The 14,653-nt window shown below is 67.0% G+C and carries 12 protein-coding genes; 8 read left to right on the forward strand and 4 right to left on the reverse strand.

The window, feature by feature from the left end; genetic code table 11:
* Position 1: 1 nt before the first annotated feature.
* Complete coding sequence (gene panB, locus IAG39_RS01375; RefSeq protein WP_118932314.1) at positions 2-847, reverse strand: 3-methyl-2-oxobutanoate hydroxymethyltransferase; 846 nt, start codon at positions 845-847, stop codon at positions 2-4.
* Positions 848-1,168: 321 nt separating this feature from the next.
* On the opposite strand from panB, the gene IAG39_RS01380 reads away from it, so the two are divergent.
* Both IAG39_RS01380 and IAG39_RS01385 read left to right on the forward strand, forming a co-directional pair.
* Entirely contained in the window at positions 1,169-2,161 is a 993-nt protein-coding gene (locus IAG39_RS01380; protein WP_118932315.1) for a hypothetical protein, read from the forward strand.
* Positions 2,158-3,282, forward strand: coding sequence for a glycosyltransferase family 4 protein (locus IAG39_RS01385; RefSeq protein ID WP_118932316.1), 1,125 nt, complete (start codon positions 2,158-2,160; stop codon positions 3,280-3,282). The genes IAG39_RS01380 and IAG39_RS01385 overlap by 4 nt, the downstream gene beginning before the upstream one ends.
* A gap of 22 nt (positions 3,283-3,304) precedes the next feature.
* On the opposite strand, the gene IAG39_RS01390 is transcribed toward IAG39_RS01385, so the two are convergent.
* From IAG39_RS01390 to IAG39_RS01400, 3 genes are all read right to left on the reverse strand, one after another.
* A complete protein-coding gene (locus tag IAG39_RS01390; protein WP_118932317.1) occupies positions 3,305-5,227 on the reverse strand; it encodes a bifunctional metallophosphatase/5'-nucleotidase in 1,923 nt (640 codons plus the stop codon).
* Positions 5,228-5,395: 168 nt separating this feature from the next.
* A complete protein-coding gene (locus IAG39_RS01395) occupies positions 5,396-6,505 on the reverse strand; it encodes an S-(hydroxymethyl)glutathione dehydrogenase/class III alcohol dehydrogenase (protein ID WP_059377025.1) in 1,110 nt (369 codons plus the stop codon).
* Between the two features lie 29 nt (positions 6,506-6,534).
* The gene (locus IAG39_RS01400) at positions 6,535-6,825 is read right to left on the reverse strand and encodes a metal-sensing transcriptional repressor (RefSeq protein WP_041652083.1); all 291 of its coding nucleotides are present in this window, start codon (positions 6,823-6,825) and stop codon (positions 6,535-6,537) included.
* A 209-nt stretch (positions 6,826-7,034) separates the two neighbouring features.
* Between IAG39_RS01400 and hutC the strand changes: the two genes are divergently transcribed.
* The 6 genes from hutC (at position 7,035) to hutI (ending at position 14,545) form a co-directional block, all read left to right on the forward strand.
* The gene (gene hutC / locus IAG39_RS01405; protein ID WP_059377027.1) at positions 7,035-7,778 is read left to right on the forward strand and encodes a histidine utilization repressor; all 744 of its coding nucleotides are present in this window, start codon (positions 7,035-7,037) and stop codon (positions 7,776-7,778) included.
* A complete protein-coding gene (locus IAG39_RS01410) occupies positions 7,775-8,377 on the forward strand; it encodes a HutD family protein (RefSeq protein ID WP_118932318.1) in 603 nt (200 codons plus the stop codon). The genes hutC and IAG39_RS01410 overlap by 4 nt, the downstream gene beginning before the upstream one ends.
* A gap of 202 nt (positions 8,378-8,579) precedes the next feature.
* Complete coding sequence (gene hutU, locus IAG39_RS01415; RefSeq protein WP_118932319.1) at positions 8,580-10,259, forward strand: urocanate hydratase; 1,680 nt, start codon at positions 8,580-8,582, stop codon at positions 10,257-10,259.
* A 66-nt stretch (positions 10,260-10,325) separates the two neighbouring features.
* Positions 10,326-11,744 (forward strand): purine-cytosine permease family protein, encoded by a 1,419-nt coding sequence (locus tag IAG39_RS01420; RefSeq protein ID WP_059377045.1) that lies wholly within the window; start codon positions 10,326-10,328, stop codon positions 11,742-11,744.
* A gap of 27 nt (positions 11,745-11,771) precedes the next feature.
* Positions 11,772-13,301, forward strand: coding sequence for a histidine ammonia-lyase (gene hutH, locus IAG39_RS01425; RefSeq protein WP_118932320.1), 1,530 nt, complete (start codon positions 11,772-11,774; stop codon positions 13,299-13,301).
* 26 nt (positions 13,302-13,327) lie between these two features.
* Entirely contained in the window at positions 13,328-14,545 is a 1,218-nt protein-coding gene (hutI, locus tag IAG39_RS01430; protein WP_118932321.1) for an imidazolonepropionase, read from the forward strand.
* Positions 14,546-14,653 lie beyond the last annotated feature (108 nt).

Consider the following 14,653-nt stretch of genomic DNA (forward strand, 5'->3'; position numbering starts at 1 on the left):
ATCAGGCGCCGCCCGCCACGCCGTAAAGATGGGCCGATTCGGGGAAGGTCCGCGCACGGACTTCGCCGGCATAGCTTTGCGCCGCCTGCTGGATGCGGCCGGCCAGGTCGTCGTAGCGTTTCACGAAGCGCGCGGTGCGCTCGAACATGCCCAGCATGTCGTCCACCACCAGCACCTGGCCGTCGCAGCGCGCGGATGCGCCTATGCCTATGGTCGGGCAGGCGACGGCCTCGGTGATCGACGCCGCCAGCGGCTCGACCACGCCCTCGATCACCAGCGAGAAGGCGCCGGCGTCCGCCACGGCGGCGGCATCGGCGGCGATGCGGGCGTATTCGGCTTCGCCGCGGCCGCGCGCGCCGTAGCCGCCCAGGATGTTCACGGCTTGCGGCGTCAGGCCGACATGGCCCATGACCGGGATGCCGCGCGCCGACAGGTAGGCGACGGTGGGCGCCATGCTCTGGCCGCCCTCCAGCTTGACCGCGCCCGCGCCCGTTTCCTTCATGATGCGCGCCGCGGATCGGAAGGCTTGTTCGGGGCTTTCCTCATAACTGCCGAAAGGCATGTCGACGACGATCAGCGCCCGGCGCGAGCCGCGCACCACGGCGGCGCCGTGCGCAATCATCATGTCCAGCGTGACGGGCACGGTGGAAGGCAGTCCGTAGATCGTCTGCGCCAGGCTGTCGCCTACCAGCAGGGCATCGCAATGCGGGTCCAGCAGTTCGGCCATGCGCGCCGTGTAGGCCGTCAGCATCACCAGCGGTTCCTGGCGCTTGCGTGCGCGGAACGCCGGCACGCTCAGGCGGGGGGCGTGGGCGGCAGCCGCGTTCAGGGTGGCGGTCGTAGACATCGAAATCCTTCCTATCCAGGGTTGAGTGCTTGAATCGGGACATTGCGATACCCGCATCGTAGCGGAAGGCCGCGGGCGCGGCGCTGCAGCTAGCGCATGGCGTTGCCGAGCAGGCTAATCTTTGCGGCAAAACGTAATCGAAAATTTTCGGACATCGCGATGCCGTGCTCTGTGGAAAGCGTCCGCAACAAATTTAGGGACGTTTTGGAGTTTCCACAAAAGCGTTACATCTTCAAGGGTTCACTCGCTTTTTCGACAGGTCCGCCTGCGTAGAATTCGCCGCTCACAAGGTTATTTCGCGGCTTCCGCGCAACATTGCTCATGCCTAGTCCCGGGCTCATTCCACGCTTGCTGTGTTCGCGTCCGCTGACCAAGAGCCTGCGTTACTTCTACCGCCACACCCGGCCCGCCGCGTATCGGCACAACGAAACCTTGTGGCCCTTCGTGACGTTGCGGCGCGATGCGCAAGAGCGGCTGACAGGTTGCGAGCTGCGTGGCGTGCAAGGCCCCGCCATCACCCCGCTGGAACAACTGCCGCGCGACATCGGCGCCGACGCCCATCTGATACTGAGCGGCCCTTCGGTGGCTCGGATCGACTACGCGCGTTGCCGCCTGGATGTGGCGATGGGCGTCAACGGCTCGATCGCGCTGCGGCGTCAGCACCCTACCCTGCGTTTTGCCTATTACGCGATGCTCGATGCGGGTTTCGTCAACCGCAGGCGCGATCTGGTGGCGGAAGTGCTGGCGCAGGACCTGACGTTGTTCGTCACGCCCGAGGTCTACCGCTGGATAGGCTTCCTGTTCGACCGCAAGAACGTGCGCTGCCGCATTGCGCTGTTCGAAGAGGTGCATCAGCGCGCGCTGCAGCCGCGCGCGCGCCCCGAGGAGCTGGAAGCGCGCCTGGCCGGCGACCCCGGACTGGTGCTGTTCGATGCGCGCAATCCGGTACATGCGCACGGCTTCAGCCTGGACCCGCCGCGCGGCCTGTTCGGCGGCGGCACCGTCGCCTATACGGGCTTGCAGCTGCTGGCGTGGCTGGGCGCGAAAACCATCTACCTGCACGGCCTGGACCTGACGGCCGCGGCGGGACCCCGTTTCTATGAAAGCGCGGCAACGCAGCTGTCCACCGCGCTGGACCGGCAATTCTCCGGACACATCGAACCCGCATTCCGGCAAGCCAGCCGGCTGCTTGGCGCACGCGGCATCAAGGTCTACAACCTGTCGCTCGCCAGCCGGCTGGGGAACGACGTGTTCGAGAAGCGCGATTGGAGCTGCCTGCTGCCCGCGCAGCCGTTATCGAGTATGACCCCATGAAGATTCTGTACACCAATTTCCACCAAGGCGATGGCGGCGGCCACACTACCTACGTAATGTCGCTGGCGCGCATTCTGTGCGAAAAGTCCGAGGTGACGGTGGCGGCGCCCGCCAGCAGCCGCCTGCTGGCCGAGGCCGCTGCGCTGCCCGGCGTGCGCACGCTGGACCTGGAGTTCAAGGGCCGGCCGCTGCAGCAGCTGCGCGCGCTGCGCCGCCTGCGGGCTTTGCTGCGCGACGAAAAGTTCGACGTGGTCCACGCCAACGGCTCCGCCGATCATCGCCTGTGCATGCTGGCGACCATGGGCATGGGCGCGCGGCGTCCCTTCATGGTGTACACCCAGCATACCGACCGCAGCGCCAACAGCCTGGGCGCGCGGGTGCGCGCCAAGTGGGGCACCAACCGCGTCATCTGCGTGTGCACTCATACGTTTCGCCGCATGAAGCAGTCGGTCTTCCGCAACGAAGACCTGCGCGTGGTGCACAACGGCGTGGATACGGAAAAGTGCAGCCCGGCGTCGCGGCGCGAAGTGGCGCAGGCGCGCGGCAGTCTCCTGCCCGAGGGCATGCAAGGCCGCCTGGTCATTGGCAGCAATGCCGGCACCGCGGTCTACAAGAACTGGTTGGACATGGTGACTGCCGTGTCCATGCTGCCTGAAAGCAAGCGGCGCCAGGTGGTGGTGTTGATCGCCGGAAAACTGCCGGACGCCGAGCAGATGCGCCGCGTCAGCGAGCTGGGCATGTCGGACCAGGTGGTGTTCACCGGCCTGCTGGACGATGTCAGCCCTTTCCTTTCGGCGCTGGACGTGGGCTTTGTGCTGTCCTCGAAGCTGGAGACGATTTCCTTCGCCTGCCGCGAGATGATGGCCGCCGGCAAGCCGGTGATCGTCAGCGCGGTGGGCGGACTGCCCGAAAACGTCACCGATGGCCGCGACGGCTGGGTGGTGCCGCCGGCCTCGGTGGACAGCATCGTCGAAGCGTTGTCGAAGATCCTGGAAAACCGCGAGGCCTTGGGCGTGATGGGCGCCGAGGCCCGCAGCACGGCGTTGCGGGAATTTTCGCTGAGCACGTTCGTCGGCAAGACCGAACGCGTCTATCGCGAAAGCCAGGCGCAGCCGGCCTGAGGGCCGCGCCCGGCGTCCGCCGTTATTCGCTGTACGTCTTGGTGCTGTACAGGCTCACGGGCAGCAGGTTCAGCACCGGCAGGCCGCTGACGGGGTCCTTGGCCTGCTTGTCGATGTAGGCCTGCAACACGTCGGCGTCCAGCACGCCGATGTCCTGCCGGCGCGAGGCCGGCACGTTGGCCAGGGTCTTGTAGCCGTCGCCGCCGGTGGCGTTGAAGCTCAGCACGAACAGCTTGTAGCTGCGGCTTGGGTCCAGCGGCAGCCAGTTGCCGCTGGCCTGATCCCGGACTTCGATGTTGGACACGCGGCTGCCCTGGGCCTGGGCCGCATTCACGTCCCAGCGCAGGCCGCCGGCGTACGGATAGGGGCCGGTGGAGCCGCCCGCGCCGTAGACCGCCTGCATGCCGTCTTCCAGCATGCTCTTGACCTCGGCCCCGGTCACGTCCAGGCGCCAGAGCATATTGCCGAAAGGCACCACCTCGATCACATTGGCCGCCGTGACGTTGCCCAGTAGCGGCACGCGCACGCCGCCGCCGCTTTGCAGCGAGATGTCGGCGCCGCCGTAGCTGGCGTTGGCCACGTCCAGGTAGGCCTGGGCCACCAGCTGCTGGATGTCGCCGCCGCGCAGGCTGACGCTGCCCAGCGTATTGCAGGCGGCGCTGGAGCGGCTGTAGTCGCGCGTACCGGGACCGCCCGGCACGCGCCGGGAGCATAGTTCCTGCGGCACCGAAGCGACCAGGCTGCGGCTGAACTGGTCGACGCGGGCCTTGAACGGCTGCAGCACAGACGCGGCCTGCGCGTCGGGCGTTTGCATGCGCAAGAAGCCGCTGGCCTGCACGTCCGCCTGGATCGCGGCTTCGTCAGCCGCCGAAGGCGCGGCGCCGGCGACCTTCAGCGGGCCGTCCATCAGCACGTGCGGCGTGCCGGCGCAGGCGGTGACGTCGCCATTGGCGTCGAAGCTGACCTTCAGCTCGCCGACCACCTGCGAGTACTCCCAGGCCTGCACCAGGCAGACGCGCTTGCCGTCCATGTCCTGCAGCACGGTGGGATAGGCGCCCGCTGGCGACCCCACGCCATAGTCCGCCATGGAGGCGGGACCCAGCAGCGTGTGCGAGTCGCCGCCCACCACCACGTCCACGCCGCTTAGCTGCGCGATCACCTGCTTGTCATAGCCGTAGCCGATGTGGCTCATCACCACGATCTTGTTCACGCCCTGCGCGCGCAGCGCGTCGATCTGCTGCTGCGCGGCGATGGTCTCGTCCGAGAACACGGTGCCGGCGTCCGGGCTGGAGGACTGCTGGGTCTTGGCGGCGATGGTCAGGCCGACCAGGCCGATATCTTGGCCGTCGCGCTTGAGGACCACGGCGGGCTTGACCATGCCGGGGGCGCGCGAGGGGTTCAGCGCCGAGCCGGCGGCGAATGTGACGTTGGCGCTCAGCACGGGCGTCTGGCAGGCGCCCGCGTGCAGCAGTTCGATGAAGCGCTTCAGGCCGCTGTCGCCCTTGTCGAACTCGTGGTTGCCCAGGGTCATGGCGTCGAAGCAGACGGTGTTCATCATGGCGGCGTCGGCCTCGCCCGGTTCGCCCGCGCGGTTGAAGTACAGCGTGCCGGTGGTGGCGTCGCCCGCGTGCAGCTTGAGCACGTTGGCGGATTGCGCAGCCAGCGCGTTGATCGCGCCGGTCACTCGCGGAAAGCCGCCCGTATCGGCGTTCACGGCGACGCGCGCGCCGGAAGCGTTCTTGAGCTTGAGGTCCTTCTTCTTGCTGTCCAGGTTGGAATGGTGATCGTTGATGTGCAGGATCGTCAGTTCCATCGGCCGCCCGGGCGCGGGCTGTTCGGGCTGTTCGACGACCTTGTCGTCATCGCCATCGCCGCCGCCGCAGCCGGCCAGAAGCGCCAGGGCGCTCAGCATGGCCGCGCCCGCGTTCCTCTTCCACGTGTTCATTCGCGTGTACCCCTCTGTCATCGGAGGGCGAATGGTCGCGGGTCAAGATGACGCGGAAATGAATGACAGTGTTGTCATGTTGCGCGCGACATGTCGCACGCCTGTCATGGAAAAGCAACGGGCCCGGCGCATGCCGCGCCGGGCCCGTCGTTGCCGCAAGATGCGGGCTTAGTAGTGGATCACCGTGCGGATCGACTTGCCTTCATGCATCAGGTCAAAGGCTTCGTTGATGCGTTCCAGCGGCAGGGTGTGGGTCACGAACGGATCCAGGTCGATCTTGCCGCTCATGGCGTCTTCCACCATGCCCGGCAACTGCGTGCGGCCCTTGACGCCGCCGAAGGCCGAACCGCGCCAGACGCGGCCGGTGACCAGCTGGAACGGACGCGTGCTGATTTCCTGGCCGGCGCCGGCGACGCCGATGATGATGCTCTCGCCCCAGCCCTTGTGGCAGCATTCCAGCGCGGCGCGCATCACGTGCACGTTGCCGATGCACTCGAACGAGAAGTCCACGCCGCCGTCGGTCATTTCGACGATGACGTCCTGGATCGGCTTGTCGTGGTCCTTGGGGTTGACGCAGTCGGTCGCGCCCATGGCGCTGGCCAGCACGAACTTGTTGGGGTTGGTGTCCACGGCGATGATGCGGCCCGCCTTGGCCTGCACCGCACCCTGGATCACGGCCAGGCCGATGCCGCCCAGGCCGAACACGGCGACGGTGTCGCCTTCCTTGACCTTGGCGGTGTTGTGCACGGCGCCCAGGCCGGTGGTGACGCCGCAGCCCAGCAAGCAGACCTTTTCATGCGGAGCGGCCGGGTTGATCTTGGCCAGCGAGATCTCGTTGACCACCGTGTACTCGCTGAAAGTGGAGCAGCCCATGTAGTGGTAGAGCGGCTTGCCTTCGTAGCTGAAGCGCGAGGTGCCGTCGGGCATGACGCCCTTGCCCTGGGTGGCGCGCACCTTCTGGCACAGGTTGGTCTTGCCGGACAGGCAGAACTTGCACTCGCGGCATTCGGCCGTGTAGAGCGGGATGACGTGGTCGCCGGGTTTCAGCGAGGTCACGCCTTCGCCGACTTCGACCACCACGCCCGCGCCTTCGTGGCCCAGCACCGCGGGGAACAGGCCTTCAGGGTCGTCGCCGCTGAGGGTGAAGGCGTCGGTGTGGCAGACGCCGGTGTGGGTGATCTTCACCAGCACCTCGCCGCGCTGCGGCGGCGCGACGTCGATTTCAACGATTTCCAGCGGCTTGCCGGGTCCGAATGCGACTGCTGCGCGTGATTTCATAGCTAGGGCTCCACGTATGTCAGATGGCGTTATTTCAAATAGGAACGGACCAGGCGCATCAAGAGATCGATCTCCGCTTCGGGTTCGATCGTGGCGTCCTGGCGGCCGCCCTGGGCGGATTGGAGGAAGGTTTCGCGCAGATGGCTTTCCAGCACCTCGGCCATCAGGCCGGTGGCGGCGCCGCGCAAGGCGGCCAGTTGCTGCAGCAACGCGCCGCATTCCGTGCCTTCGTTCACGGCTCGTTCCAGCGCCAGCGCCTGGCCCTGGATGCGGCGCAAGCGGGTGACGACGCGTTTTTTCTCTTCCGGGGAGTGCGGCACGGCAGGCTCCGATAAATACAGGGGGGGAGTATAGGAAATCTGGCTGCCCACGTCTACTACGGTACTCCCGCGCCGGCGACCATGCCTAGGCGCGGCGCGGGCGACAAGCCCGGTGCGGGCGCGGTACGCGGGTCCGATAGCCGTCTGTACCTGTCTATACTAGGCGCTGATCGCCGTCCGTTGCCTTGCGCCGCATTACAGGATCTCCCATGGCTTCCAACCCCCCCAAATTGCCCGTTCAGGCCAATGCGCCGCCTGCGCCGCTTTATGCGCAGGTCAAGCAGATGATCGCGCAGCAGATCCGCAGCGGCGCGTGGCCGGAACATTACCGGGTGCCGTCGGAAAGCGAACTGGTCGATGAGCTCGGGTTCAGCCGCATGACCATCAATCGCGCCTTGCGCGAGTTGACGGCCGAGGGGCTGCTGGTACGCATGCAGGGCGTGGGCACCTTCGTGGCCCAGCCCAAGGCGCGCTCGGCGCTGTTCGCCGTCAACAACATCGCCGACGAGATCGCGGCGCGCAACCATCGCCACCACAGCCGCGTGGTGCGCCTGGCCGAAGAGCCCGCAGGCGCCGAACAGGCGCTGGCGCTGGATATCCGCGCCGGGCAGCCGGTGTATCACTCGGTCATCGTGCACTACGAGGACGACCTGCCGATCCAGCTAGAGGATCGCTACGTCAACGTGCGTCTGGCGCCTGACTATCTGAAGCAGGATTTCACGCAGAGCACGCCCTATGAATACCTGACGCGCGTGGCGCCGCTGAGCGAAGGCGAGCACGTGGTCGAAGCCATCCTCGCCAAGCCGCGCGAATGCCAGCTGCTGCAGATCGAGCGCGACGAGCCCTGTCTGCTGATCAGCCGCCGCACTTGGTCGGGCGACCGCGCCGTCACCCTGGCCCGTTTGATTCACCCTGGTTCCCGGCATCGCCTGGAAGGCAAGTTCACCACATGAAGCAACCCGAAGTTCATCTGTACCGCGCCGCCGACTATCCACGCATGCCCTGGCGCAATGGCGGCGGCACCACGCAGGAAGTCGCCTGCAATCCGGGCGGCAGCGCCGCCGCGTTCGACTGGCGGCTGTCTATCGCCGACGTGGCGCAGGACGGCGGGTTTTCCGCCTTCACGGGCTATCAGCGCATCATCACCGTGCTCGAAGGCCAGGGCATAGAACTCACCGTGGACGGCCGCGCGCAGGCGCCGCTGGCGCCGCGGCAGGCCTATGCCTTTGCGGGCGATGCGCAGGTGCAGTGCCGCCTGTTGAACGGACCGATACGCGATTTCAACCTGATCTATGCGCCGGCGCGCTGGCATGCCCGGCTGCAATGGGTGGCGGGCGCGGGTCCGTGGGCATTCCATAGCGCCGCGTCCGAGGTGCTGGTGCTGACGGCGGACGGTGCGCTCGTTGTGCGCATCAATGGCGCGCCGCATGCGCTGCCGTCGCGTTACGACTGCCTGCATGCCGCATCGTCGGGCGGCCTGGCCGAGTACCGCCTGGAAGCCGAAGCGCCGTTGGATGCCTGCGTGATCGAACTGCTGCCGCGCAAGGTCTGACTGGAGGCGCGGCCGCCAGCGGGCGGCGGCATTCCACTGTTTCCATGAAAACCGGGACGTCATCGTCCCGGTTTTTCGTTCGGGTAATCCCCGAGGAAAAATCGACTCCCATCAGCTTGTATATACAAGCATAGGCATCCTATGATTCAGACTAGCGCAGCGCCTGCGACGGCGTGCAGCCGAACTGATCAAGGAGAGCCTCTTGGAACACTCGAACCGATACCGCGACGTCGTTATCCGCGCCCCGCGCGGCAGGCAGCTGAATGCCAAGAGCTGGCTGACCGAAGCCCCCTTGCGCATGCTGATGAACAACCTGGACCCCGACGTGGCCGAGAATCCCAAGGAACTGGTGGTCTACGGCGGCATCGGCCGCGCCGCCCGCGACTGGGACTGCTATGACAAGATCGTCGAGTCGCTCAAGAACCTGAACGAGGACGAAACCCTGCTGGTGCAGTCCGGCAAGCCGGTGGGCGTCTTCAAGACCCACGCCAACGCGCCGCGCGTGCTGATCGCCAACTCCAACCTGGTGCCGCACTGGGCCACCTGGGAGCACTTCAACGAACTGGACGCCAAGGGCCTGGCCATGTACGGCCAGATGACGGCAGGCAGCTGGATCTACATCGGCAGCCAGGGCATCGTGCAGGGCACGTACGAAACCTTCGTCGAGGCGGGCCGCCAGCACTACGGCGGCAACCTCAAGGGGCGCTGGGTGCTGACCGCGGGCCTGGGCGGCATGGGCGGCGCGCAGCCGCTGGCGGCCACGCTGGCCGGCGCCTGCTCGCTGAACATCGAATGCCAACAGACCAGCATCGACTTCCGCCTGCGCACCCGTTACGTCGATGAACAGGCGCGCGACCTGGACGACGCGCTGGCGCGCATCGCCAAGTACACGCAGGAAGGGCGCGCCGTCTCCATCGCCCTGTGCGGCAATGCCGCCGAGATCCTGCCCGAGCTGGTGCGCCGCGGCGTGCGGCCGGACATGGTGACGGACCAGACCAGCGCGCACGATCCGCTGAACGGCTATCTGCCGGCGGGCTGGACCTGGCAGGACTACCGCGCGCGCGCCAAGCGCGAGCCGGCCGCGGTCATCAAGGCCGCCAAGCAGTCCATGGCGGTGCACGTGCAGGCCATGCTGGCCTTCCAGCGCCAGGGCGTTCCGACCTTTGACTACGGCAACAACATCCGCCAGATGGCCAAGGAAGAAGGCGTGGCGGACGCATTCGATTTTCCGGGCTTCGTGCCCGCCTACATCCGGCCGTTGTTCTGCCGCGGCGTGGGCCCGTTCCGCTGGGCAGCGCTGTCGGGCGATCCGCAGGACATCTACAGGACCGATGCCAAGGTCAAGGAACTGATCCCCGACGACGCGCACCTGCACCGTTGGCTGGACATGGCGCGCGAACGCATCAGCTTCCAGGGGCTGCCGGCGCGCATCTGCTGGGTGGGCCTGGGCCAGCGCGCCCGGCTGGGCCTGGCGTTCAATGAAATGGTCCGCACGGGCGAGCTGTCGGCGCCCATCGTCATCGGCCGCGATCACCTGGATTCCGGCTCGGTCGCCAGCCCCAATCGTGAAACCGAAGCCATGCGCGACGGCTCGGACGCGGTGTCGGACTGGCCGCTGCTGAACGCGCTGCTGAATACCGCCAGCGGCGCGACCTGGGTGTCGCTGCACCATGGCGGCGGCGTGGGCATGGGCTTCTCGCAGCATGCCGGCATGGTCATCGTGTGCGACGGCACGGACGAGGCCGCCGAGCGCATCGCCCGCGTGCTGACGAACGACCCGGGCACGGGCGTCATGCGCCATGCCGACGCGGGCTACGCGGCCGCCATTGAATGCGCGCAGGAGCAGAACCTCAATCTGCCCATGCTTGCGGGCAAGCGCTGATACCGCGCTGCCCATACCCGCGGGCCGTGACCGCGCCCGTCCAATCGCCATGACCGGGACGACATAATGACTCAGGACAGCCAGGCAGCAAGAGGACCGCTCATCGAGCGGCGCTCGATCGATTTCATCCCCGAAACGGAGCGTCACGGCAAGCTCTACAGCCAGTTCACGCTGTGGATGGGCGCCAATCTCCAGATCACCGCCATCATCACCGGAGCGCTGGCGGTGGTGCTGGGCGGAGACGTCTTCTGGTCGCTGATCGGGCTGTTCGTCGGACAGGTCTTCGGCGGCGCGGTCATGGCGCTGCATGCGGCCCAGGGGCCCAAGCTGGGATTGCCGCAGATGATATCCAGCCGGGTGCAGTTCGGCGTCTATGGCGCGGCGATACCCATCGTGCTGGTGTGCCTGATGTACCTGGGATTCACGGCCACGGGCACGGTGCTGTCGGGGCAGGCCCTGGGCCAGCTGTTCGGCGTGAGCGATACGGCCGGCATCCTGATCTTCGCCGCGGTGATCGTCGGGGTGACGCTGTTCGGCTACCGCATGATCCACATCATCGGACGGATTGCGACGGTGCTGGGCATCATTGCCTTCTTCTACCTGTTCAGCCGCGTTATCGCGCTGGGCGACGTGGGCCAGTTGCTGCAGATCCGCCATTTCACCTGGAGTTCATTCCTGCTGGCGGTTTCGCTGGCGGCATCGTGGCAGATCGCCTACGGCCCATACGTCGCGGACTATTCGCGCTATCTGCCGAGCCGGACCTCGTCGTTCAAGACCTTTCTGGCGGTAGGACTGGGTTCGGTGCTGGGCGCGCAGATCGCCATGGTGCTGGGCGTGCTGGCCGCGGCCATGGCGGCCGGCCAGTTCGCCGGGCGCGAAGTTGCCTACATCGTGGGGCTGGGCGGCACGGGAGCCACGGCCGCGCTGCTGTACTTCACCATCGCGTTCGGCAAGGTCACGATTTCGACGCTGAACTCCTACGGCAGCTTCATGTGCATCGCGACCATCGCCAGCGGCTTTCGCGGACATGTGGAGATTTCCCGCCGGCAGCGCGCGCTGCTGGTGCTGGCGATCGTCGCCGCGGCCACGGCGGTGGCGCTGATCGGCCAGCATTCCTTCCTGAACGCATTCAAGTCCTTCATCCTGTTCCTGCTGGCGTTCTTCGTGCCGTGGAGCGCGGTCAACCTGGTCGACTACTACTTCGTGAGCCGCGAGCAATACGACGTGGAGGCGCTGTCGGATCCGAACGGGCGTTATGGCCGCTGGAACTGGCCTGGGATCCTGATCTATCTGTTCGGGGTGCTGGTGCAGATGCCCTTCATTTCGACCAAGCTCTACACGGGTCCGATGGTCGAGCGCCTGGGCGGGGTGGATATCTCGTGGATCATCGGCCTGGTCGTACCCAGCATCCTGTATTACCTGTTCGCGCGCCGGGGCGCCGTGCCGCAACATCGCGGCGCCGTTCGCGCGACCCATACGCTTTGACGCCGGCACTCGCCTAGGAGAACAACAATGGAATTGCATCTGACACCCGGCCACATGACCTTGGCCGACCTGCGGCGCGTCCACCAGCAGCCGGCTCGCGTGACGCTGGACCCGGCGGCGGCCGGGCCGATCGAGGCCAGCGTGGCCTGCGTCGAGCGCATCATTGCCGAAGGCCGCACGGCCTACGGCATCAACACCGGATTCGGATTGCTGGCCACGACGCGGATCGCGCGCGAGGATCTGGAAGCCCTGCAGAGTTCGCTGGTGCTGTCGCATGCGGCCGGGGTGGGCGAGGCGCTGGACGACGCGATGGTGCGGCTGATCATGGTGCTGAAGATCAACAGCCTGGCGCGGGGCTATTCGGGCATCCGCCGCAAGGTGATCGATGCGCTGATCGCGCTGGTGAACGCCGAGGTCTATCCGCATATCCCGCTGAAGGGATCGGTGGGCGCGTCCGGCGACCTTGCGCCGCTGGCGCACATGTCTCTGTTGCTGCTGGGCGAGAGCAAGGCGCGCCATCGCGGCGCCTGGCTGCCCGCGCGCGAAGCGCTGGCCCAGGCGGGGCTGGAACCCTTGACGCTGGCGGCCAAGGAAGGCCTGGCGCTCTTGAACGGTACGCAGGTTTCGACGGCCTATGCGCTGCGCGGGCTGTTCGAGGCCGAGGACCTGCTGGCGGCCGGGCTGGTCTGCGGCAGCCTCAGCGTGGAAGCCATGCTGGCATCGCGCGCGCCGTTCGATCCTCGCATCCACGCTGCGCGCGGTCAGCCTGGCCAGATCGACGTGGCGGCCGTGTACCGCGATCTGCTGACCGAGGACAGCGAGGTCGGGCATTCGCACGCGAACTGCGACAAGGTGCAAGACCCCTATTCGCTGCGCTGCCAGCCGCAGGTCATGGGCGCCTGCCTGACGCAGATACGCCATGCCGCCCAGGTGCTGGAGATCGAGTCCAACGCGGTCTCCGACAATCCGCTGGTGTTTGCCGAGCAGGGCGATGTGGTTTCGGGCGGCAACTTCCATGCCGAGCCGGTGGCCATGGCGGCGGACAACCTGGCGCTGGCGCTGGCCGAGATCGGCGCGCTGTCCGAGCGCCGCATCTCGCTGATGATGGACAAGCATATGTCGCAGCTGCCGCCGTTCCTGGTGAGCAACGGCGGCGTGAATTCCGGATTCATGATTGCCCAGGTGACCGCGGCGGCGCTGGCCAGCGACAACAAGGCGCTGGCGCACCCCGCCAGCGTGGACAGCCTGCCGACTTCGGCCAACCAGGAGGACCACGTGTCCATGGCGCCGAATGCGGGCAAGCGGCTCTGGCCCATGGCCGAGAACGTGCGCGATATCCTCGCGATCGAATGGCTGGGCGCCTGCCAGGGCCTGGATTTCCGCCAGGGCTTGAAGACTGCGCCCAAGCTGGAGCGTGCTCGCGGCCTGTTGCGCCAGAAAGTGGCGCACTATGAGCGGGACCGCTTCTTTGCGCCCGACATTGAAGCGGCGAGTCAGCTCATTGCGGGCCAGGGTCTGACGGCGTTGGTGCCGGCCGGCCTGTTGCCCAGTCTTTAACGCCGGCGCGCAAGAGGAGCCTACGCATGAGACAGGTCTGGCGCAATTGCCACGCCGCCACGATGGCGCAGGGTAAGTACTCCGTGATCGAACGGGCCGCCATCGTGACAGGCGAGAACCGCATCGAGTGGATCGGTCCTGAGGAGAAACTGCCGCCTGGGGGCGACGCGCGCGAGCACGACCTGGGCGGCGCCTGGGTCACGCCCGGGTTGATCGATTGCCACACCCACCTGGTGTTCGGCGGCAATCGCAGCCTGGAGTTCGAACAGCGCCTGCAAGGCGTGGACTACGCCACCATCGCCGCGCAAGGCGGCGGCATCGCCAGCACCGTGCGCGCCACCCGCGCCGCCAGCGAGGATGAACTTTACGCCAGCGCACGCAAGCGCGCCCTGCATCTGATGCGCGACGGCGTGACCACGCTGGAAGTGAAGTCCGGCTATGGGCTGGACCTGCCCAACGAGCGCAAGATGCTCAGGGTGGCGCGGCGCCTGGGCCAGACCCTGCCGCTGACCATCAGCGCGACCTGTCTGGCCGCGCACGCGCTGCCGCCGGACTACGCGGGCCGCGCGGACGATTACATCGACGAAGTCGCGCGCCGCATGCTGCCGCTGCTGGCCGTCGAGGGCTTGATCGACGCGGTGGATGCATTCTGTGAGCATTTGGCATTCACGCCGGCACAGGTCGAACGGGTGTTCCAGGCTGCGCGTGAACTGGGACTGCCGGTGAAACTGCACGCAGAGCAATTGTCTTCGTTGCACGGGGCGGCGCTGGCCGCGCGTTATGGCGCCTGGTCGGCGGATCATCTGGAATACCTGACCGAAAGCGATGTGCTGGCGATGGCGCAGGCCGGCACGGTGGCGGTGCTGCTGCCTGGGGCGTTCTACGCCCTGCGCGAGACCAGGCTGCCTCCCATCGACCTGTTGCGCCGCCATGGCGTGCCCATCGCCATCTCCAGCGACCTGAACCCCGGCACCTCGCCCGCGCTGTCGCTGAGGCTGATGCTGAGCATGGCCTGCACGCTGTTCCGCCTGACGCCCGAAGAAGCGCTGGCCGGGGCGACGACGCATGCGGCGAAAGCGCTGGGACTGCAGGCCACGCATGGCACGCTGGAAGCAGGCAAGTATGCGGACTTCGTTGCCTGGGAGGTGCAGCATCCCGCCGAGCTGGCCTACTGGATAGGCGGCGACCTGCCCAAGCGGGTGGTCCGGCATGGCGCGCTGGTCGACGCCGCAACACTCGCCTGAAACGGGCGGATCCGGACAGGATCGCGCCCGCAACGGACGGCTTGAACCGGCCCGCGTCCGCAATCGCCACAGGCGGTCTACCATCCATGGATGACGTGCCCCGTCCGG

The sequence above is a fragment of the Achromobacter xylosoxidans genome (genome assembly GCF_014490035.1).
Taxonomy (GTDB): domain Bacteria; phylum Pseudomonadota; class Gammaproteobacteria; order Burkholderiales; family Burkholderiaceae_B; genus Achromobacter; species Achromobacter bronchisepticus_A.